The following is a 20,266-nucleotide window of genomic DNA, read 5'->3' as shown; positions in this document are numbered from 1 at the left end:
CGCCGTTGTCCTCCCAATCAAGGAGCCTTCGCGCGGCAAGTCTCATTCCAGCATTCATCTTCACTGCACCCTCAGCTATCGCCGTTCGGTCAGAAGACTGACGACGTGCCGGGCTTGCGAAGCCTCTCTGCTCGGGTCGGAGACGATACCGTCGCCGCCGACCAGAAGAACGAGTTCAGGCCGTTCAATAAACGCAGGACCGCAGACCAGCACGCCGATGTCCTGGTTGGAGGACTCGCGCCGGACCATCCTTATGTTTGAGGCGAGATCGTCAAGCTTCTTGTCGCTGGTTGCGAAGAACTCGACGACGTTGAACCATTGCGTGCGGAGCGCATCGACGAAGCTGCGATCCGCCGTGTCGGGCTCGATCCAGGTCTCCCAGCCATCGCGGCGGAAGAATTCACCCGCGAGCACGACGCCGAACATCATGTGGCCGATTTCGCGGCGATCGCCTGGCGACGTCGTCAGCAGGACGCGCAGGCCCGTGGGCGCGACCGCGAGTTCGGCGCAGAAGGCGGGGCTGAAATGGCGCAGCAGCTGCTGCAGCCGCCACAGCGCCAGCGTGACGTCGGCGAAGTCGCGCTCATCATCGGCCCAGAGATGGCGGAGATGGTTCGCGGTCGGCACCAGGAGATCGAGATAGATCCGCTCCAGCGTCTCGCCGTGATCACGATGCGCCTGGATGCAGGCGACCGCGCCGTCCTCGTCGGCGTCCAGCACCAGCTCGGCAAAGTCGGCGGCTTCCTGGGCCGAGGCTGCGATGATCGCCGGCACGCGTTCGAGCGTGGAGGCATGGGCCATCACCAGGCGCGGAATGATCTCGGCCTCGATCGCTCCGTTGAGCTGAGGATGACGGGTGCTGTGTAAGGGCACATTGACACGCGGCGCTGCCGGCGGATGAAAGCCGGGCTGCCCACGCTTCGTCCGGAAGCGTGCTCGTGGAAATCGGGCTGTTTCATTGAGCTCGGTCATCAGCGCCTCCCCTCCATATGAGCGCACGTTGCTCGTTGCGTCAATATTCTTTGACGTCAATTTTGATTGACACTCTTTCGACCCGGGTCTAGCGTTTCCCCATCGGGCCCGCACTCCGGGGATTTGCGATGCGCCACCTGCAAGCTGCACAACGTAACGTTGACCAAGCCGAGTGCGGTGCACCACAAATGTCCCTGTGGTTGTCGTCATCGCACCACTGGGCACCGATGTTGTCAAATCATCTTTACACATCGTGTGACGCCCAATTCACGTCCGCCACTGATCCGTCGCTGTGGAGTCAACTCTGCTTCACACCCGAGGCGGCGCCGCGTGCAAAGCGGCAAGCGCTTTACACGCCTGAGGAAAAGCGTCGACGCGACGCCACGCCATGGACCCTGGTGCAGGGCATCCTGGCGCCGCTCCAGTTTCTCGTCTTCCTGATCAGCCTCGGACTGGTCGCGCGCTATCTCGCCACGGGCGAGGGCCTGTGGCTCGCCACGGCCTCGGTCATTCTCAAGACGGCGCTGCTCTACACCATCATGATCACCGGCTCGATCTGGGAGCGGGTCGTGTTCGGACGCTATCTGTTTGCGCCGGCCTTCTTCTGGGAAGACGTGTTCTCGATGCTGGTGATCGCGCTGCATACGGCCTATCTCGCCGCGATCATCGGACATATCGGATCAGCACAGCAGCAGATGCTGCTGGTGCTCGCGGCCTATGCGGCCTACGCGATCAACGCGACGCAATTCCTGCTCAAGCTGCGCGCCGCGCGGCTGCAGGAGCAGGCGATGGCGCAAACGAGTGCGGAGCGCGCGTCATGAGCATGTCCGCACAAGCCTGTGCCGTGGCGTCGGCCTCATCAGCAGACGGCGTGCTGCGCGAGCGCGGCCAGCGCGAGGTGTTCTGCGGCCTCACCGGCATCGTCTGGCTCCACAGGAAAATTCAGGACGCGTTCTTCCTCGTCGTGGGATCGCGCACCTGTGCGCATCTGATCCAGTCGGCCGCAGGCGTCATGATCTTCGCCGAGCCGCGCTTCGCCACTGCCATCATGGAGGAGCGCGACCTTGCCGGCCTCGTCGATGCCAATGACGAGCTCGACCGCATCGTCGGCCAGCTGCTGGCGCGTCGCCCCGAGATCAAGCTCTTGTTCCTGGTCGGCTCCTGTCCGTCCGAGGTGATCAAGCTCGATCTGTCGCGCGCGGCGTTGCGGCTGTCCCAGCGCTTCTCGCCCGGCGTGCGCGTGCTCAACTACTCCGGCAGCGGCATCGAGACGACGTTCACGCAAGGCGAGGACGCCTGCCTCGCTGCGCTTGTGCCGGTGCTGCCGCAAGCCGACCGCGCCGCGCGGCCCTCGTTGCTCGTGGTCGGCGCGCTCGCCGATGTCGTCGAGGACCAGTTCAAGCGGACCTTTGCCGCGCTCGGCATCGATCAGGTCTCTTTCCTGCCGCCGCGCCGTTCGTCGGAGCTGCCGGCGATCGGATCGGAAACACGCATTCTCCTGGCGCAGCCTTTCCTTGGGGATACCGCGCGCGCACTGGAAGAGCGCGGCTGCCGCAGGATCGCGGCGCCGTTTCCGTTGGGCGGGGAGGGCACCGCACTGTGGCTCACTGCTGCGGCCGACGCCTTCGGCGTTTCGCGCGCCCATATCGAGCGCACCATTGCGCCGTTGAAGGCGCGGGCGGAGAAGGCGCTGGCGCGCTATCGCGCGCAGCTCGCCGGCAAGCGCATCTTCCTGTTTCCGGATTCGCAGATCGAGATCCCGCTGGCGCGGTTCCTTGCGCGTGAGATCGGCATGGAGCTGGTCGAGGTCGGCACGCCCTATCTGCATCGCGATCATCTCGCCGCCGAGCTTGCGATGCTGCCCGCCGGCACGCAGCTCAGCGAGGGCCAGGACGTCGAGCGCCAGCTCGATCGCTGCCGCGACGCGCGTCCCGATCTCGTCGTCTGCGGTCTGGGCCTTGCCAATCCGCTGGAGGCCGAAGGCCTCACGACCAAATGGTCGATCGAACTGATCTTCACGCCGATTCAAGGCTTCGAGCAGGCCGGCGATCTCGCCGAGCTGTTCGCGCGGCCCTTGCTGCGGCAAACGCGACTGGCGGTGTGAGATGCAGCTGTCGGTCTGGACATATGAAGGCCCCCCGCACATCGGCGCGATGCGCATCGCGACCGCCATGCGCGACGTGCACTACGTGCTGCATGCGCCGCAGGGCGACACCTACGCCGATCTGCTGTTCACCATGATCGAGCGCCGCGACCGCCGGCCGCCGGTCACCTACACCACCTTCCAGGCGCGCGATCTCGGCGGCGACACGGCAGACCTGCTGCAGAGCGCGGCGCGCGCGGCTTACGAGCGCTTCCAGCCGCAGGCGATGCTGGTCGGCGCATCCTGCACCGCCGAGCTGATCCAGGACGATCCCGGCGGGCTGGCGCTGGCCTTGAGGCTTCCGATTCCGGTGATCCCGCTCGAGCTGCCGGCCTATCAGCGCAAGGAGAATTGGGGCGCCTCGGAAACGTTCTACCGGATTGTACGGGCGTTGGCTGCGTCTTCCGCTGATGGCTCCCCCCGCCGTGAACGGGAGGCGGGCGCTCGTCCAGTCTGCAACCTGCTTGGTCCGACGGCTCTCGGCTTCCGTCACCGCGACGACCTCGCGGAAGTGACCAGGCAGGTTGTGGAGCTCGGCATCGGGATCAATGTGGTGGCGCCGTGGAACGCGACGCCGGCTGATCTCGCCCGCCTGCCGCAGGCCGATTTCAACATCGTGCTGTATCCGGAAGTCGCGCTGACGGCGGCGCAATGGCTGAATCGACAGTTCGGCCAGCCCTATACGAAGACGATCCCGATCGGTGTCGGCGCGACGCGCGACTTCATCAAGGAGGTCGCAGGCCTTGCCGGCATCGATGCAGAGCCCGTTCTGTCACGCGCCGAGAGCCGGCTGCCCTGGTACTCGCGCTCGGTCGACTCGACCTATCTCACCGGCAAGCGCGTCTTCATTTTCGGCGATGCCACCCATGCCGTCGCGGCCGCGCGCGTCGCGACGCAGGAGCTCGGGTTCGAGGTCGTCGGCCTCGGCACCTATGCCCGCGAATTCGCCCGCGAGATCCGCGAGGCCGCCGCGCTCTACGGCGTCGAGCCACTGATCACGGACGACTATCTGGAGGTCGAAGCCCGTGTCAGCGAACTCCGTCCTGAGCTCGTGCTCGGCACGCAGATGGAGCGCCACATCGCCAAGCGCTTGGGCATTCCCTGCGCCGTGATCTCGTCGCCGACCCACGTGCAGGACTTCCCGGCGCGCTACTCGCCGCAGATGGGGTTCGAAGGCGCCAATGTGCTGTTCGACACCTGGGTGCATCCGCTGATGATGGGCCTGGAGGAGCATCTGCTCGGCATGTTCCGCGAGGATCACGAGTTCGCCGATCACGCCCCGTCACATCTCGGCGCAGCCCCGGCCGCGCCGCCGCAGCAGCCGCAGCTCCGCGTCGTCGAAACCAGTGTCACCACCGAGCTCGCCTGGGCCTCCGACGCCGAACGCGAGCTGACCAAGATTCCGTTCTTCGTGCGCGGCAAGGCACGCCGCAACACCGAACGCTTCGCGCGCGAGCGCAACGTCAACCTGATCACGCTCGAGACCTTGTACGATGCCAAAGCGCATTTCGGTCGCTGACGTCACACCCATCCGGGTGGTGATCGTGACGATGGACAGCCATCTCGCCTCGGCAGCCGTGCGCGCGCGCACGACCTTGCAGGCGGAGCTGCCCGGGCTCGATCTCAAGGTGCACGCGGCCGACGAGTGGGGCTGCAATCCGACCGCGCTGGCGCATTGCCTCGCCGACATCGCCACCGGCGACATCGTCGTCGCGACGATGCTGTTCATGGAGGACCACATCCAGCCGGTGCTGCCGGCGCTGCAGGCCCGCCGCGACCAGTGCGACGCGATGATCGGCTGCCTGTCGGCCGGCGAAGTCGTGCGCCTCACGCGGCTCGGCAAGCTGACGATGTCGGGCTCGGCGACCGGCGTGCTCGGCCTGTTGAAGCGGCTGCGCGGCAGCAATCGCTCGGGCAATTCCAGCGGCCAGGGCCAGATGAAGATGCTGCAGCGGATGCCGCGCCTGCTGCGCTACATCCCCGGCACCGCGCAGGACCTGCGCGCCTATTTCCTGACGCTGCAATATTGGCTTGCCGGCTCCGAGCAGAACTTTGCGAACATGGTGCGCTTTCTGGTCGGCCGCTACGCCGATGGCCCGCGCGCCGCGTTGCGCGGCAAGCTCACTGCCGCCGAGCCGATGACCTATCCGGATGTCGGGCTTTATCATCCGCGGGTGCCGCAACGGATCGTCGAACGCGCCGATCAGTTGCCGGTCCTGGCGAAGCCGGTCGGCCGCGTCGGCGTCATCCTGATGCGCTCCTATCTGCTCGCCGCCAACACCGCGCATTATGATGGAGTGATCGCGGCACTGGAGGCGCGCGGGCTCGCTGTCGTTCCGGTGTTCGCCTGCGGACTGGACTCGCGCCCGGCGATCGAGCGCTATTTCCAGAAGGACGGCGTCTCGACAGTCGATGCGGTTGTTTCGCTTACCGGCTTCTCGCTCGTCGGCGGCCCCGCTTACAATGACGCGCGCGCCGCCGAGGAGGTCATGGCTGGCCTTGATGTGCCGTTGATTGCCGCGCATCCGTTGGAGTTCCAGACCGTCGAGCAGTGGCATGACGATGCGCGCGGCCTCACGCCGGTCGAAGCCACCATGATGGTCGCCATCCCCGAGCTCGACGGCGCGGTCGGCCCGACCGTGTTCGGCGGCCGCTCGGCGATGGCCGATTCCGGCCGCGACATGGCCTCGCTGCCCGAGCGCGCGGCACAGCTCGCATCCCGCGTCGCCCGGCTGGTCGAGCTGCGCCGCTCGGCCCGCGCCGAGCGCAAGATCGCAGCGGTGCTGTTCAACTTCCCGCCGAACGGCGGCAGCGCCGGCACCGCAGCCTACCTCTCGGTGTTCGAGTCGCTGCACAATGTCATGACCTCGCTGCGTGCGGCGGGCTACACGATCGACGTCCCGGCCACGGTCGATGAGCTGCGCGCTCGTGTGCTGAAGGGTAATGCCGAGCGGTTCGGCACTGCGGCCAATGTCGCTGTCCGGATTCCGGTCGATCAGCATGTTCGCCGCGAGCGGCATCTGGCCGAGATCGAGAAGCAATGGGGACCGGCGCCCGGCCGCCATCAGACCGATGGCGCCAGCCTGATGGTGCTGGGCGAGCAGTTCGGCAATCTGTTCGTCGGCCTGCAGCCCGCCTTCGGCTATGAGGGCGATCCGATGCGGCTGCTGTTCGAGCACAGCTTCGCGCCGACCCACGCCTTCGCCGCGTTCTATCGCTGGCTGCGCGAGGAGTATCGCGCCCATGCCGTGCTGCATTTCGGCACCCATGGCGCGCTGGAATTCATGCCGGGCAAGCAGGCCGGCCTCTCCGCCGAGTGCTGGCCGGAGCGGCTGATCGGCGACCTGCCGAACTTCTACATCTATGCCTCCAACAATCCGTCGGAGGGCGCGCTCGCCAAGCGCCGCGGCGGCGCCACCTTGATCAGCTACCTCACGCCCTCGATCACCAGCGCGGGCCTCTACAAGGGCCTCGCAGAGCTGAAATCCTCGCTCGACGCCTGGCGTAATCTGTCGCCGGACGCGACCGAGCAGGTGAGGGCCGACAGCGGGGCGCTGATCCAGGCGCAGGCGGCCGCGGTCGATCTTGCCGTGGCCGAACCGCTCTGGGGCGATGAGCGCGACGGGCGGATCGCTGCGCTCTCGGCCAGCGTCCTGGAGCTGGAATACTCGCTGATCCCGCACGGCCTCCATGTCGTCGGCGCCCCGCCGCCGCAAGAGCAACGCAAGGAGCTGCTCGACCTCGCGGGGATCACCGACGCCGCCAAGCGCACCGAACTCGACAAACTGCTCGCCACCGACAGCGAGACGCCGGCCATTCTGCACGCGCTCGACGGCGGCTACATCCGCCCCGTCCCCGGCGGCGATCTGCTGCGCAACACCGACGTGCTTCCGACGGGCCGCAACCTGCACGGCTTCGATCCGTTCCGTATTCCCAGCGCCTTCGCGCTCAAGGATGCCGAGCGCCAGGTGGCGCGGCTGCTCGCCCGCCATGCCGGCGAGGGCCACAAACTGCCGGAGACGATCGCGCTGGTGCTGTGGGGCACCGACAATCTCAAGACCGAGGGCGGTCCGATCGCGCAGGCGCTGTGGCTGATGGGGGCCGCGCCGCGCCATGACAGCTATGGCCGGCTGTGCGGCGCCAAGCTGATCCCGCTGGAGCAACTCGGACGCCCGCGCATCGACGTCGTGATCACGCTGTCCGGCATCTTCCGCGATCTGATGCCGCTGCAGACCAAGCTGCTCGCCGAAGCCGCGCTGCTCGCCGCGTCGGCGGATGAGTCCGCTGAGTTCAACTATGTGCGCAAGCACGCGCTGGCCTTCCAGGCCGCGCATGGCGGCGAGATCGCGGATGCCGCATTGCGCGTGTTCGGCAATGCCGAGGGCGCCTATGGCGCCAACGTCAACCATCTGATCGATTGCGGCGCCTGGACCGACGAGGACGAGCTGGCCGACGTCTATACCCGCCGCAAGGGCTTTGCCTACGGCACCGACGGCCGCCCTGTCCGCCGCGACGCGCTGCTCGGCCATGTGCTGGCCGGCGTCGACGCCGCCTATCAGAACGTCGACTCCGTCGAGCTCGGGGTGACCACGATCGATCATTATTTCGATACGCTCGGCGGCATCAGCCGCGCGGTGAAGCGGGCCAAGGGCGAGGCGGCGCCGGTCTATATCGGCGACCAGACCCGCGGCGAGGGCACCGTGCGCACGCTCTCGGAACAGGTCGCGCTGGAGACGCGCACGCGCACGCTCAATCCGAAATGGTACGAGGCGCTGCTCGCCCACGGTTACGAGGGCGTCCGCCAGATCGAGTCGCACGTGACCAACACCGTCGGCTGGTCGGCGACGACCGGGCAGGTAGCCCCCTGGGTCTATCAGCAGATCACCACGACCTTCGTGCTCGACCCCGCGATGCGCGAGCGTCTCGCCTCGCTCAATCCGGCGGCGTCCGCGAAGATCGCCAACCGTCTGATCGAAGCGCATGAGCGCAATTACTGGACCCCGGATGCCGAGATGCTCGATGTCCTGCGCAAGGCCGGGGAAGAACTCGAAGATCGCCTCGAAGGCGTGGGAGTTGCCGCATGAATGTGACCTTGAGACCGCCGCTGACGACGGCCCCGCGCCGCCTTGACGGGGCAGGCAGCGTTCAGGTGCAGCTCGATCCGAACGTGGTGATCGGCACTGCAAAAGTGTTCTCGGTCTACGGCAAGGGCGGCATCGGCAAGAGCACGACCTCGTCGAACCTCTCGGTGGCGCTGTCGAAGCTCGGCAAGCGCGTGCTGCAGATCGGCTGCGATCCCAAGCATGACTCGACCTTCACGCTGACCAAGCGGCTGGTGCCGACGGTCATCGACATTCTCGAGCAGGTGAACTTCCACTCCGAGGAGCTGCGCCCCGACGACTTCGTCTACCAGGGCTACAATGGCGTGATGTGCGTCGAGGCCGGCGGGCCGCCGGCCGGCACCGGCTGCGGCGGGTATGTCGTCGGCCAGACCGTGAAGCTGCTGAAGGAGCATCATCTGCTCGAGGACACCGATGTCGTGATCTTCGACGTGCTCGGCGACGTCGTCTGCGGCGGCTTCGCCTCGCCGCTCCAGCATGCCGATCGCGCGCTGATCGTCGCCGCCAACGACTTCGACTCGATCTTCGCGATGAACCGCATCGTCGCGGCGATCCAGGCCAAGTCCCGCAACTATCCGGTGCGGCTCGGCGGCGTGATCGCCAATCGCAGCGCCGCGACCGACCAGATCGACAAGTTCAACGAGCGCATCGGCATGAAGACGCTGGCGCACTTCCCCGATCTCGACGTCATCCGAAAGAGCCGGCTGAAGAAGTGCACCCTGTTCGAGATGGAGGCCTCGCCCGACGTCGAGCGCGCCCAGAACGAATATCTGCGTCTCGCCGCGTCGCTGCTCGCCGGCGTCGAGCCGATCCACGCGGTGCCGCTCAAGGACCGCGACATCTTCGATCTCCTTGGCTTCGATTGAGTGAGGCTGGCACATGACGACAGCGGAATATCTCGCCCGCCGCAGTGAAGTGGAGACCTATTTCGACCGCACCGCGGTCGCCGCCTGGACGCGGCTGACCTCGGATGCGCCGGTCGGCCGCATCCGCGCCACGGTGCGCGCCGGTCGCGACGAGATGCGGCGGACCTTGCTGTCGTGGCTGCCGCTCGATCTGCGCGGCGCGCGAATCCTCGATGCCGGCTGCGGCACCGGCAGCTTCTCGATCGAGGCGGCGCGCCGCGGCGCCGATGTCGTCGCCGTCGACATCTCGCCGACCCTGATCGAAATCGCGCAGCGCCGTCTGCCCGACGACATCAGCCGCGATGCGATCCGCTTCGTCGCCGGCGACATGCTCGATCCCCGGCATGGCGGCTTCAACTTCGTCGTCGCGATGGACTCGTTCATTCACTACCGCGCCGAGGATGCCGTGCGCATCGTCGCCGGCCTCGCCAATCGCACCTCCGATGCGATCCTGATGACCTACGCGCCGCGCACGCCGCTGCTTGCTGTCATGCATGCCGTCGGCGGTCTGTTCCCGCGCGGCAACCGCGCGCCGTCGATCGAGCCGGTCGCGGAGCAGAAGCTGTCTCGCCTGATCGCCGATCAGCCGGATCTCGCCGACTGGCGCTGCGCGCGCAGCAGCCGCATCGCCAACGGCTTCTACATCTCGCAAGCGCTGGAGCTCCGCCCGTCATGAGCGCGCGCGCACCATCGTTCCTGCAACTGTGGACGCGGCTGTCGTCGCGCTATCTGCCGTTTGCGGATGCCGCCTCGACCGAACTGCCGCTGTCGCGCCTGATGCGGCTGTCGCTGTTCCAGGTCTCGATCGGCATTTCGGTGGTGCTGCTCAACGGCACGCTCAACCGCGTCATGATCGTCGAGCTCGGCGTGCCCTCCTGGCTGGTCGCGACCATGGTGGCGCTGCCGCTGGTGTTCGCGCCGCTGCGCGTGCTGATCGGCTTCAAGTCGGACCATCACCGCTCCGTGCTCGGCTGGCGCCGCGTGCCCTACATCTGGATGGGGACCTTGCTGCAGTTCGGTGGCCTCGCGATCATGCCGTTCGCGCTGCTCCTGCTGTCCGCGGGCGACGCGCCGGGCCAGGTCATCGCGGGCCGCGTGGGCGCGGCGCTCGCTTTCCTGCTGGTCGGCGCCGGGCTGCACACGACGCAGACGGCAGGCCTGTCGCTGGCGACCGACATCGCGCCCGAGCATTCGCGCCCGCGCGTCGTCGCCTTCCTCTACGTGATGCTGATGTTCGGCATGATGGCGAGCGCGCTGACCTTCGGCGGGCTGCTCGCCGATTTCAGCGAGATGCGGCTGATCCAGGTCATCCAGGGCGCCGCGCTGACCGAGATGGTGCTCAACGTCATCGCGCTGTGGAAGCAGGAGGCGCGCGATCCCTCGCGCACGTCGGCTGCCCGGGAGCGTCCGCGCTTCGGCGACTCCTGGCGGCAGTTCCGCGAGGCCGGCGGCTCGATGCGCGTGCTGGTCGCGGTCGGGCTCGGTACCGCCGGCTTCACGATGCAGGACATTCTGCTCGAGCCGTATGGCGCGGAGATCCTTCACCTCACGGTGGGCGAAACGACCGCACTGACGGCGTTGTTCGCCGCCGGCACGCTTGCGGGCTTCGGGCTGTCCGCGCGCCGCCTCGGCCGGGGCTCCGATCCTTATCGCATCGCGGCGCTCGGAGGGCTCGTCGGTCTGGTCGCGTTCTCCGCCGTGATCTTCTCGGCGCCGCTCGCGTCGCCCTTGCTGTTCCGCATCGGCACGACCCTGATCGGCTTCGGCGGCGGCCTGTTCGCGGTCGGCACGCTCACGGCTGCAATGGCGCTGGTGCAGAACGGCGAGAGCGGGTTGGCGCTCGGCGCCTGGGGCGCGGTGCAGGCGACGGCGGCCGGTCTCGCGATCGCCGGCGGCGGTGCCATTCGCGATGTGATGTCGCAACTCGCGATGGACGGTCGCCTCGGCGTCGCGCTTGCCGGACCGGCGACCGGCTACAGCATCGTCTACCACGTCGAGATCGCGCTGCTCTTCGTCACCCTGGCGGTCATCGGGCCGCTGGTGCGGCGGCGGGCGGCGGAGCCGCAGCAACTACAGTTCGGAATCGCTGAATTTCCAGGTTAGCCCAGTCGGGGAGGAAACCATGCAGACGTCTTTCACGAGCTACATCGATGTCGCCCAGGTGGTGCTTTACGGGTTCTGGGTGTTCTTCGCAGCCCTGATCTTCTACCTGCGCACCGAGGACAAGCGCGAAGGCTATCCGCTGCAGTTCGAGGGCCGCGTCGGCCGCCGGACCGCGTCGAGCGGTCACGGCTTCCCGACCCCGCCGAGCCGCAAGACCTATCACATGCATGGCGGCCGTACCGCGAGCCTGCCGAACTGGGACAACGACCGCCCGGATGCGCCGGTGACGCCGATGTATCCCTGGCCGGGCACGCCCTATCTGCCGACCGGCAACCCGATGCTCGACGGCGTTGGCCCGGGCTCCTTCGCCGCGCGCAAGGACGAACCGGAACTGACCATGGACAACATCCCGGCGATCGTGCCGCTGCGCGTCGACGGCAGCATCTTCATCGCCTCGGAGGATCCGGATCCACGCGGCATGCCGGTGATCGGCTGCGACGGCCAGCTCGGCGGCAAGGTGCGTGAGGTGTGGGTCGATCGCGCCGAGATGCTGATCCGCTATCTCGAAGTCGAGGTCGACGGCATCGTCGGACGCCACGTGCTGCTGCCGATGACGATGGCCGTAGTCGACAGGTCGCGCAAGGCGGTGCTGGTCGATGCCATCCTCGGCTCGCAATTCGCCAACGTGCCCGCTCTCGCCCATGCCGACCAGGTCACCAAGCTCGAGGAGGACAAGATCGTCGGCTACTATGGCGGCGGCCACCTCTATGCGACCGCCGCGCGCCAGGAGCCGCTGCTGTGAGCAGGCTTCGCGATCGTGATGAGCTGATGCTGCCGGAGGGCGAGCGGCTGCTCTGGCAGGGACAGCCGGCGGTGAAGGCGCTGCTGCTGCGTGTCTTCCACCTGCGTCTGGTGCTCGCTTATTTCGCGGCGCTGTTCGGCGCGCGCGTCGTGGCCGGTGCGCTGGATCACCAGCCGCTGGCGGCCTCGGTCGCCAGCGCGTCGTCGCTGGCAATGCCGGTGGCGATCGCCACGCTGCTGCTCACCGGCCTCGCGGTGCTCTACAGCCGCACCACGCGCTACACCATCACCTCCAGGCGCGTGCTGCTGCAGTTCGGCGCCGTGCTGCCGATGACCTTGAACGTACCGTTCAAGCAGATCGCGCGCGCCGACGTGAAGCTGTTCGCGGACGGCTCCGGCGATCTTCCGCTCGGCGTCCTGGCGCAACAGCGGCTGTCCTATCTGCTGCTGTGGCCGCATGCGCGTCCCTGGCGGCTGAACGAGGTCGAGCCGATGCTGCGCGGCGTGCCTGATGCCCGCGCAGTCGCCGAGATTCTCGCCAAGGCGCTGGTCGCGGCCTCCGATGGCGCGGTCGCGGCCCAGCCGCTCGCGGCTGCTGAGGGTCATCCGCAGGGCACGCCTGCGGGCGCCGTGGCCAACGCGGCGTGATGAGGAGGAACAAGCCATGAGCCAAGCCGAGGGCCATGTCGAAGCCGAAATCATCATCCCGAAGGGCGCGTTGCGCGCAGCCTTTGCGCTGGTCGCCTTCGCTCTGCTCGCTGCCGGTGTCGGTCGCCTGACCGGCCTCGGCACCGTGCAGCACGATCACATGGCCGCCGTGCAGACGGTGGCGCTGCGGTTCGAGGACCGGCCCGACGGCGGCATCTCCGTGGTGTCGCCCGACAGTGGCAAGGTCGTCGGCGTGGTCGAAGCCGGCTCTGACGGCTTCCTGCGCACCGTTCTGCGCAGCATGGCGTTCGACCGCCAGCGTCACGCAATCGGCTCGGGACCGGCCTTCACCATCAACCGCTGGTCCGACGGCCGCCTGAGCCTGGACGATCCCGCCACCGGACGGCGGGTCGATCTCGCGCCGTTCGGTGACAACAACAGGCGCCGGTTCACGGAGCTGATGACCATGGGAGAAACGCGATGAGAGCCTTATGGGCCAACGAGCCCCGCCGCTTCGACATCGGCTGCAGCATCGAGGTCGAGCAGACCTCCGAGACGCTGCACGCCCATGTCACGCTCGACCGCGACGTCAACATCCGTCCGGGCGACGAGGTCGTGATTCATGGCGAGCCGATCACGGTCAAGTTCGGCGAACAGCTCAACCTGCGCCGCACGGCCACTGTGGTTCGTGCTGGTCCGGTGAAGCGCATGATGATGCATGTCGCCGGATATCTCGAACTCACGGAATTGTACGACGTCAGCTTTTCGGACGGGAGGGTCAGATGATCGCAATGGAAGGTGGGTCCGGCAACATCTCCACCAAGATGGCGCTCGAGGATACGATCCTCACGCCTCGCTTCTACACCACCGATTTCGCGGCGATGGACCGGCTCAATGTCGACCTCGTGCGCCGCGAATGGGATGCTGTCATGGCCGAGCTGCGCGCCGACCACAACCGCAAGCACTTCGTGCGCACGCCGGAGTTCGACAAGGATCTCAACGATCTGCCCGAGGCGCTTCGCGCCGAATTCAAGGACTTCCTGGTGTCGTCGCTGACGGCCGAGTTCTCCGGCTGCGTGCTCTATGCCGAGATCAAGAAGCGGATCAGCAATCCCGATATCCGCGAACTGTTCCAGTTCATGAGCCGCGACGAGGCCCGCCATGCCGGCTTCATCAACGAGATCCTGAAGGATCACGGCATCGGTGTCGATCTGAGCTTCCTGACCAAGACGAAGAAATACACCTATTTCAAGCCGAAGTTCATCTTCTACGCGACCTACCTGTCGGAGAAGATCGGCTATGCCCGCTACATCACCATCTATCGCCAGATGGAGCGCAATCCGGATCGACAATTCCACCCGATCTTCAAGTGGTTCGAGAAGTGGTGCAACGACGAGTTCCGGCACGGCGAGGCGTTCGCGCTTCTGATGCGCGCCGATCCGAAGCTCTTGAGCGGATACAACAAGCTCTGGATCAAGTTCTTCCTGATCGCGGTGTTCGCCACCATGCATGTCCGCGACCACATGCGTCCCGCCTTCTACGAGGCGCTCGGCATGCCGGTCGACGAGTACGACATGCGGGTGTTCCGCATCACCTCGGAGATCTCGCGCCAGGTCTTCCCGGTGATGCTCGACATCGACAACCCGCGCTTCTGGGAAGGCCTCAAGCGCCTGCGAGAAATCTCGGAGGCGATCGCCGATGCGAAGGCGCAGGGCGGCATCATGGGCACGCTGAAGCGCGCCGTGCTGCCGCTCAAGGCGGCGCTGACCTTTGGCCGGCTGTATCTGCTGCCGGCCAAGAGCAACGAGCTGCCACGGGAGATCAGGCTGCAACCCGCCTGGTGACAAGGAGCCGGACATGGGCGCGACCGCGATTGCCATTCCCTATGTCGTGTTCGTCTGGTGGTTCTCGACCGGCGCCGTGCTGGCGCTGGTCGGGCTCGCCGCCCGTTACCCGTCCGCGTTCAAATGGGGCACGGCCGCGGCCTTCGTCGCGGCCTTGTCCGGCGTCGCGGTGTCGAGCCAGGCTGCCGAGGACGCCAGCGCCTATTGCGCCTTCACCTGTGCCATCCTGCTGTGGGGCACGGTGGAGATGTCGCTGCTTGCCGGCTGGATCACCGGGCCGCGGCCCGAGCCGTGCCCGCGGGATTGCACGCCGGCCTCGCGCGTCGGCTTTGCGTTGCAGGCGATCGCCTATCACGAACTGGCGCTGATCGCGACCGCGGGTCTGGCGTTCGCGGTGACATCCGGCGCCCCCAATCGGCTGAGCTGGTGGACGTTCGCCGCGCTGCTGGTGCTCAGGCAGAGCGCCAAGATCAATTTGTTTCTCGGCGTGCGCACCCTGAATGACGAGCTGCTGCCGCAGCAGGTCCGGTTCATGCGCAGCTATTTCGCCAAGAAGTCGATCAACCTGCTGTTTCCGTTCTCGATCGCCGCTGCGACCACCGCGACCGTGTTGGTTGCCGCTGCCGCGCTGGGCGCGAAATCGACCTTCGATGGCGTCGCGCTGTCGCTGCTGGCGTCGCTGATCGCGCTCGGCCTGCTCGAGCACGGCTTCATGGCGCTGCCGATGCCTGTGATCAATCTCTGGCGCTGGAGCGCGCCTGCGGAGCCGGTCATGGCGGCCGTCGCCGCGATCCCGGCATCCGTGCCCGTCACGCCGCTCGCGCGGCCGGTGCTTGCCGTCGTGCCGGCCACGCCCGAGGCGGAGCGTCCCATGCCCGCGCCCAAGACATCGATGTCGGCGCAGAAGACCGCCGCCGCCTTGGCGCGGCAGCGGCTCGAGGAGCAGTTCCGCCAAGCCTATCGCCAGGCCCGCGCCGATGCGCAGGCGCAAACCATCACCGGACTGGCCGCGGTGTCGGTCACGCCGCCGGTCGATCCGAACACGACAGCACAGGGGGGAGTACCATGAACTACGAAGACTATTTCCGCCGCCAACTCGACGGCCTCCGGCGCGAAGGACGCTATCGCGTGTTCGCCGATCTCGAGCGCAAGGCCGGCGCCTTCCCGCGTGCGACCTATCGCGGTCCGCATGGCGAGCGCGAGGTCTCGGTGTGGTGCTCCAACGACTATCTCGGCATGGGCCAGCATCCGAAGGTGCTGGAAGTGATGCACGAGGCGCTCGACCGCTGCGGCGCCGGCGCCGGCGGCACCCGCAACATCAGCGGCACCAACCACTACCACATCCTCCTGGAGGAGGAGCTTGCCGATCTCCACGGCAAGCAGGCGGCGCTGCTGTTCAACTCCGGCTACGTCTCGAACTGGACGTCGCTGTCGACGCTCGCGGGACGGATGCCCGGCTGCGTGATCCTGTCGGACGAACTCAATCACGCCTCGATGATCGAGGGCATCCGCCACAGCCGCTGCGAGACAAGGATCTGGCGCCATAACGACGTTGCCGATCTCCGCGACAAGCTGTCGGATCTCGATCCGAAGGTGCCGAAGCTGATCGCGTTCGAGAGCGTCTATTCGATGGACGGCGACATCTCGCCGATCTCCGACGTCTGCGACGTCGCTGACGAGTTCAATGCGATGACCTATCTCGACGAGGTCCATGCCGTCGGCCTGTACGGCCCGCGCGGCGGCGGCATCTCCGAGCGCGACGGCGTCGCCGACCGCCTGACGGTGATCGAAGGGACGTTGGCCAAGGCGTTCGGCGTGATCGGCGGCTATATCACCGCGTCGAACACCGTGTGCGACTTCGTCCGCAGCTTCGCGTCGGGTTTCATCTTCTCCAGCTCGCTGCCGCCGGCGGTGGCCGCGGGCGCGCTGACCAGCATCCGGCATCTCAAGGCCAGCGATCATGAGCGCGCCCGGCATCAGGATCGCGTCGCGCGGCTGCGCCGCCGGCTCGATGAAGCCGGTGTCAGCCATCTCGACAATCCCAGCCACATCGTGCCGGTGATGGTGCGCGACCCCGTGCTCTGCAAGCGCATCAGCGACATCCTGCTCGATCGCTACGGCATCTATGTGCAGCCGATCAACTATCCGACAGTGCCGCGCGGCACCGAGCGGCTGCGCATCACGCCGTCGCCTTATCATTCCGACGAGGACATCGAGCATCTCGTGTCGGCGCTGTCCGAGATCTGGGCCGAGATGGGACTCGCGCAGGCGGCCTGATCGCCTGCGCAAACCGCGCGGCGTTTGCGCCAGATCAATTTGTCAATCCAGCTTGACGTTAGGATGTATGGACAAATTGATAATCGGGGGAGAACGCCGTGCGGATTTTGTTGCTGCATCCGAATTATCACTCCGGCGGCGCCGAGATCGCCGGAAACTGGCCGCCGGCCTGGGCGGCCTACATCTCCGGCGCGCTGAAGGCCGCCGGCTTCACCGATCTCCGCTTCATCGACGCGATGACCAACGACCTCTCCGAGGAGCAGGTCCGCAGCCTTCTGCGCAGCGAAAAGCCTGATGTGATCGGCTGCACCGCGATCACGCCGTCGATCTACAAGGCCGAGCGACTGCTGGAAATTGCCAAGGAGGAGCACCCGGACGCGCTCACCGTACTCGGCGGCATCCACGCCACCTTCATGTATCAGCAGGTGCTGACGGAAGCGCCGTGGATCGACGCCATCGTGCGCGGCGAGGGCGAGGAGATCATCGTCGATTTGATGCGCGCCCGCGAGGACGGCCGCTGGGTCAATGATCGCCGCAGCATCAAGGGCATCGCCTATCGCGACGGCACCGAGGTCGTTGCGACCGTGGCGGCGCCGACGGTGAAGAATCTCGATGCGATCACGCCCGACTGGAGCGTGCTCGAATGGAGCAAATACATCTACATCCCGATGAACAAGCGCGTCGCCATCCCCAACATGGCGCGCGGCTGCCCGTTCACCTGCAGCTTCTGCTCGCAGTGGAAATTCTGGCGCGACTATCGCATCCGTGATCCGAAGAAGGTGGTCGACGAGATCGAAACCCTGATGCGCGAGCACGATGTTGGCTTCTTCATCCTCGCCGACGAGGAGCCGACCATCAACAAGAAGAAGTTCGTGGCCTTCTGCGAGGAGCTGATCCGCCGCGATCTCAAGATCCTCTGGGGCATCAACACCCGCGTCACCGACATCCTGCGCGATGAGGCGCTGCTGCCGCTGTACCGCAAGGCCGGCCTGATCCATGTCTCGCTGGGCACCGAGGCCGCGGCGCAGATGAAGCTCGACCGCTTCAACAAGGAGACCACCGTCGCGCAGAACAAGAGGGCAATCCAGCTGTTGCGCGACGCGGGTATCGTGGTCGAGGCGCAGTTCATAGTCGGTCTGGAGAACGAGACCCGCGAGACCCTGGAAGAGACCTACCAGATGGCGCGCGACTGGAAGCCGGACCTCGCCAACTGGGCCATGTACACGCCCTGGCCGTTCTCCGACCTGTTCCGCGACCTCGGCGACAAGGTCGAGATCTTCGACTACGAGAAGTACAATTTCGTCACCCCGATCATGAAGCCCGACGCGATGGACCGCGGCGAGCTGCTCGACGGCGTCATGAACAACTACCGGCGCTTCTACATGCACAAGGCGCTGTTCTCGTATCCCTGGGCGGGCTCAGGCGAGCGCAGGCGCTATCTGCTCGGCTGCCTCAAAGCGTTCCTGAAGTCCGGCTTCGAGCGCAAGTTCTACGATCTCGGCCGCGTCAATTATTGGGGACCGCAATCCAAGGGCAAGGTCGATTTCGGCTTCGACACCTCGCGCAAGCGCGCGGAGCCCGGCAAGGTGGAATGGAAGACGAGCCATAATCGCAAGCTGACCGGACCGCAGCAGGCGCAGGTGATGGCCTGCGGCGGCGGCACCGAGCAGATGAGCGACGAGGCCGAGACCAGGGTGCACTGAGATGCACGGCACGCGCGCCCAGCATCTTCAGCTGCCGCGCGTTGCCGCCGCCTCTGATCACGCGACGGGGCGCATCGGTCCCAACGCGATCATCCAGACCGCGGAGGCCTTGCGCCTGCTGCGCGGCGAGAGCGACGTGCGCCGCGTCTTCGCGGCCGCGGGTCTGGGAGCTTATCTCGCGGCGCCGCCGGCCGACATGGTGGATGAGGCGGAGGTCATCCGCCTGCATCGCGCCGTGCGGGCGGCGTTGGATGCAGATGCAGCCCGTGCGGTCAGCCTCAAGGCGGGGCAATTGACCGCGCTCTATCTGCTCGCCCACCGCATTCCCGGGCCCGCCCAGCGCGTGCTCCGCGTGCTGCCGGCGCGCCTCGCCAGCCATGCGCTGTCACGCGCGATCTCGGCGCATGCCTGGACCTTCGCCGGCACCGGACTCTTCTCCGCCCGTCCGGGGCGGCCGACGATCTACGAGATCAGCCATTGCCCGCTGTGCCGCGGGCAGGGCGCGGACCACCCGATCTGCGACTTCTACGCCGCGACCTTCGAAACGCTGTTCGCAACGCTGGTGCATCGGAACGCACGCGCCCGCGAAATCAGTTGCGAGGCCATGGGCGCGCCCGCCTGCCATTTCGTGATCGACTGGTGAGACGAAGCCATGCGAGATGCGGCACCGTCATGGCTTCGGGTGTCGCGCTCAGCGGGGCAGGAACCGCGCGCCTTCCTTGCCGAAGAAATCCAGCATCGCCTGCGCCGGCGGCAGCAGCAGCTTGTCGGCACGCCGGACGGCATGCCAGTGGCGCACGATCGGCAGGCCCACGACCCTCAGCATGACCAGCCGGCCCTCGCTGAGCTCATGCGCCACGGTGTGCTGCGAGATGAAGGCGATGCCCAGCCCGGCGATCACCGCCTGCTTGATGGTCTCGTTGCTGTCCATCTCCATGCTGGTCTTGGGATGCAGGCCGCGCTTCTCCAAAAACGTCTCCATCAGCAGCCGCGTGCCCGAGCCCGGCTCGCGGGTGATGAACACTTCGCCGGCGAGATCCTCGGGCGCGATGCGCTTGCGCCGCGCCAGGCGATGGCCGGCCGGCGCGATGATGATGTGCGGATGCTTGCCGAACGGGCGCATGTCGACCGGGATGTCGGCGGGCGGCCGGCCCATGATGGCGATGTCGAGATCGTAGCCGCGCAGCGCCTCGCGCAGGCTGTCGCGGTTGCCGATGCGCAGGGTCACGTCGATCTTGGGAAAGCGCCGCGAAAACTCCGCGATCGCAAACGGTACGAAATATTTCGCGGTCGAGACCGCGCCGATCGCGACACGGCCGCCGCTGCGGCCGGCGAGAATGTCCAGCGCCTGCTCGCAATCCAGGAGCGCCGCCTCGACGCGCTCGGCGAGCGCGAGCACGCTGCGTCCGGCCTCGGTCAGGATCATGCCGTCGGTTGTGCGCTGGATCAGCGGCAGCCCGGCAAGCTCCTGGAGATTGCGAATCTGCAGCGTGACCGCGGGCTGCGTAAGGTTGAGGCGGCCGGCCGCCGACGTCACGGAACCCGAGTTCTGCACGGCCACCAGCGCGCGCAACTGGCGAATGGTGAGATCGCGGGAGAAGTGGCGGCTCATGGAACCCTCGACGCTGTCCATCGTATAAGGAAAACTTTGGTCGATCCAAAGATATTGAAATTTCCCTAATCGGGCAAATCGAGTGTTGATAGCAGCGCGGCACGACGCTTTCGTGCAGCTTCATCAAGTTCCCGGCAG

18 protein-coding genes are annotated in these 20,266 nt (G+C 66.7%); 16 read left to right on the top strand and 2 right to left on the bottom strand.

All coding sequences use genetic code 11. The features are described 5' to 3' along the window. Positions 1 to 75 precede the first annotated feature (75 nt). Complete coding sequence (locus ACQR1Y_RS17365; protein WP_434877497.1) at positions 76 to 1,182, bottom strand: cobalamin B12-binding domain-containing protein; 1,107 nt, start codon at positions 1,180 to 1,182, stop codon at positions 76 to 78. 20 nt (positions 1,183 to 1,202) lie between these two features. Here ACQR1Y_RS17365 and bchF point away from each other — a divergent pair, with 20 nt between their 5' ends. From bchF to bchJ, 16 genes are all read left to right on the top strand, one after another. Beyond that, positions 1,203 to 1,793, top strand: a complete 591-nt coding sequence (bchF, locus tag ACQR1Y_RS17360) for a 2-vinyl bacteriochlorophyllide hydratase (protein WP_434877496.1) — start codon at positions 1,203 to 1,205, stop codon at positions 1,791 to 1,793. A gap of 2 nt (positions 1,794 to 1,795) precedes the next feature. After that, the gene (locus ACQR1Y_RS17355) at positions 1,796 to 3,076 is read left to right on the top strand and encodes a ferredoxin:protochlorophyllide reductase (ATP-dependent) subunit N (protein ID WP_434877645.1); all 1,281 of its coding nucleotides are present in this window, start codon (positions 1,796 to 1,798) and stop codon (positions 3,074 to 3,076) included. Position 3,077: 1 nt separating this feature from the next. Then, positions 3,078 to 4,634, top strand: coding sequence for a ferredoxin:protochlorophyllide reductase (ATP-dependent) subunit B (gene bchB, locus ACQR1Y_RS17350; RefSeq protein WP_434877495.1), 1,557 nt, complete (start codon positions 3,078 to 3,080; stop codon positions 4,632 to 4,634). Next, the gene (locus tag ACQR1Y_RS17345; protein ID WP_434877494.1) at positions 4,609 to 8,199 is read left to right on the top strand and encodes a magnesium chelatase subunit H; all 3,591 of its coding nucleotides are present in this window, start codon (positions 4,609 to 4,611) and stop codon (positions 8,197 to 8,199) included. Before bchB ends, ACQR1Y_RS17345 begins: the two co-directional genes overlap by 26 nt. Beyond that, positions 8,196 to 9,101 (top strand): ferredoxin:protochlorophyllide reductase (ATP-dependent) iron-sulfur ATP-binding protein, encoded by a 906-nt coding sequence (gene bchL / locus ACQR1Y_RS17340; protein WP_434877493.1) that lies wholly within the window; start codon positions 8,196 to 8,198, stop codon positions 9,099 to 9,101. The genes ACQR1Y_RS17345 and bchL overlap by 4 nt, the downstream gene beginning before the upstream one ends. Before the next feature lie 13 nt (positions 9,102 to 9,114). Further along, on the top strand, positions 9,115 to 9,816 hold the full coding sequence (gene bchM / locus ACQR1Y_RS17335; protein WP_434856023.1) for a magnesium protoporphyrin IX methyltransferase: 702 nt from the start codon (positions 9,115 to 9,117) through the stop codon (positions 9,814 to 9,816). Further along, on the top strand, positions 9,813 to 11,243 hold the full coding sequence (locus tag ACQR1Y_RS17330) for a BCD family MFS transporter (protein WP_434877492.1): 1,431 nt from the start codon (positions 9,813 to 9,815) through the stop codon (positions 11,241 to 11,243). Before bchM ends, ACQR1Y_RS17330 begins: the two co-directional genes overlap by 4 nt. Before the next feature lie 19 nt (positions 11,244 to 11,262). Beyond that, positions 11,263 to 12,045: a photosynthetic reaction center subunit H gene (gene puhA / locus ACQR1Y_RS17325; protein WP_434877491.1), complete on the top strand. Its 783-nt coding sequence runs from the start codon at positions 11,263 to 11,265 to the stop codon at positions 12,043 to 12,045. 26 nt (positions 12,046 to 12,071) lie between these two features. Beyond that, positions 12,072 to 12,692: a photosynthetic complex putative assembly protein PuhB gene (gene puhB / locus ACQR1Y_RS17320; protein WP_434877644.1), complete on the top strand. Its 621-nt coding sequence runs from the start codon at positions 12,072 to 12,074 to the stop codon at positions 12,690 to 12,692. 16 nt (positions 12,693 to 12,708) lie between these two features. Beyond that, positions 12,709 to 13,176 (top strand): photosynthetic complex assembly protein PuhC, encoded by a 468-nt coding sequence (puhC, locus tag ACQR1Y_RS17315; protein WP_434856020.1) that lies wholly within the window; start codon positions 12,709 to 12,711, stop codon positions 13,174 to 13,176. Beyond that, entirely contained in the window at positions 13,173 to 13,478 is a 306-nt protein-coding gene (locus ACQR1Y_RS17310; protein WP_434856019.1) for a hypothetical protein, read from the top strand. Before puhC ends, ACQR1Y_RS17310 begins: the two co-directional genes overlap by 4 nt. Next, positions 13,475 to 14,536 carry a magnesium-protoporphyrin IX monomethyl ester (oxidative) cyclase gene (acsF, locus tag ACQR1Y_RS17305; RefSeq protein WP_434877490.1) on the top strand — a complete coding sequence of 354 codons (1,062 nt, stop codon included), beginning with the start codon at positions 13,475 to 13,477 and terminating at the stop codon, positions 14,534 to 14,536. Before ACQR1Y_RS17310 ends, acsF begins: the two co-directional genes overlap by 4 nt. A 13-nt stretch (positions 14,537 to 14,549) precedes the next feature. Beyond that, a complete protein-coding gene (gene puhE / locus ACQR1Y_RS17300; RefSeq protein WP_434877489.1) occupies positions 14,550 to 15,605 on the top strand; it encodes a putative photosynthetic complex assembly protein PuhE in 1,056 nt (351 codons plus the stop codon). Then, positions 15,602 to 16,813 (top strand): 5-aminolevulinate synthase, encoded by a 1,212-nt coding sequence (gene hemA / locus ACQR1Y_RS17295; protein WP_434877488.1) that lies wholly within the window; start codon positions 15,602 to 15,604, stop codon positions 16,811 to 16,813. The genes puhE and hemA overlap by 4 nt, the downstream gene beginning before the upstream one ends. 98 nt (positions 16,814 to 16,911) lie before the next feature. Further along, the gene (bchE, locus tag ACQR1Y_RS17290) at positions 16,912 to 18,516 is read left to right on the top strand and encodes a magnesium-protoporphyrin IX monomethyl ester anaerobic oxidative cyclase (RefSeq protein WP_434877487.1); all 1,605 of its coding nucleotides are present in this window, start codon (positions 16,912 to 16,914) and stop codon (positions 18,514 to 18,516) included. Between the two features lies 1 nt (position 18,517). Continuing rightward, entirely contained in the window at positions 18,518 to 19,159 is a 642-nt protein-coding gene (gene bchJ, locus ACQR1Y_RS17285; protein WP_434877486.1) for a bacteriochlorophyll 4-vinyl reductase, read from the top strand. Between the two features lie 48 nt (positions 19,160 to 19,207). On the opposite strand, the gene ACQR1Y_RS17280 is transcribed toward bchJ, so the two are convergent. Further along, positions 19,208 to 20,128: a LysR family transcriptional regulator gene (locus ACQR1Y_RS17280; protein ID WP_434877485.1), complete on the bottom strand. Its 921-nt coding sequence runs from the start codon at positions 20,126 to 20,128 to the stop codon at positions 19,208 to 19,210. Positions 20,129 to 20,266: the final 138 nt, after the last annotated feature.

This window comes from Bradyrhizobium sp. HKCCYLRH3099 (assembly GCF_051167855.1).
Taxonomy (GTDB): domain Bacteria; phylum Pseudomonadota; class Alphaproteobacteria; order Rhizobiales; family Xanthobacteraceae; genus Bradyrhizobium.
Note: the sequence above shows the minus strand (reverse complement) of the source record. Positions and strands in the feature narration are given on the sequence as shown.

Coding starts and splice junctions, on each gene's coding strand:
- ACQR1Y_RS17365 (WP_434877497.1), bottom strand. CDS start 1,182: ATGACGACAACCACAGGGACATTTGTGGTGCACCGCACTCGGCTTGGT.
- ACQR1Y_RS17355 (WP_434877645.1), top strand. CDS start 1,796: ATGTCCGCACAAGCCTGTGCCGTGGCGTCGGCCTCATCAGCAGACGGC.
- bchB (WP_434877495.1), top strand. CDS start 3,078: ATGCAGCTGTCGGTCTGGACATATGAAGGCCCCCCGCACATCGGCGCG.
- ACQR1Y_RS17345 (WP_434877494.1), top strand. CDS start 4,609: ATGCCAAAGCGCATTTCGGTCGCTGACGTCACACCCATCCGGGTGGTG.
- bchL (WP_434877493.1), top strand. CDS start 8,196: ATGAATGTGACCTTGAGACCGCCGCTGACGACGGCCCCGCGCCGCCTT.
- bchM (WP_434856023.1), top strand. CDS start 9,115: ATGACGACAGCGGAATATCTCGCCCGCCGCAGTGAAGTGGAGACCTAT.
- ACQR1Y_RS17330 (WP_434877492.1), top strand. CDS start 9,813: ATGAGCGCGCGCGCACCATCGTTCCTGCAACTGTGGACGCGGCTGTCG.
- puhA (WP_434877491.1), top strand. CDS start 11,263: ATGCAGACGTCTTTCACGAGCTACATCGATGTCGCCCAGGTGGTGCTT.
- puhB (WP_434877644.1), top strand. CDS start 12,072: ATGCTGCCGGAGGGCGAGCGGCTGCTCTGGCAGGGACAGCCGGCGGTG.
- puhC (WP_434856020.1), top strand. CDS start 12,709: ATGAGCCAAGCCGAGGGCCATGTCGAAGCCGAAATCATCATCCCGAAG.
- ACQR1Y_RS17310 (WP_434856019.1), top strand. CDS start 13,173: ATGAGAGCCTTATGGGCCAACGAGCCCCGCCGCTTCGACATCGGCTGC.
- acsF (WP_434877490.1), top strand. CDS start 13,475: ATGATCGCAATGGAAGGTGGGTCCGGCAACATCTCCACCAAGATGGCG.
- puhE (WP_434877489.1), top strand. CDS start 14,550: ATGGGCGCGACCGCGATTGCCATTCCCTATGTCGTGTTCGTCTGGTGG.
- hemA (WP_434877488.1), top strand. CDS start 15,602: ATGAACTACGAAGACTATTTCCGCCGCCAACTCGACGGCCTCCGGCGC.
- bchJ (WP_434877486.1), top strand. CDS start 18,518: ATGCACGGCACGCGCGCCCAGCATCTTCAGCTGCCGCGCGTTGCCGCC.
- ACQR1Y_RS17280 (WP_434877485.1), bottom strand. CDS start 20,128: ATGAGCCGCCACTTCTCCCGCGATCTCACCATTCGCCAGTTGCGCGCG.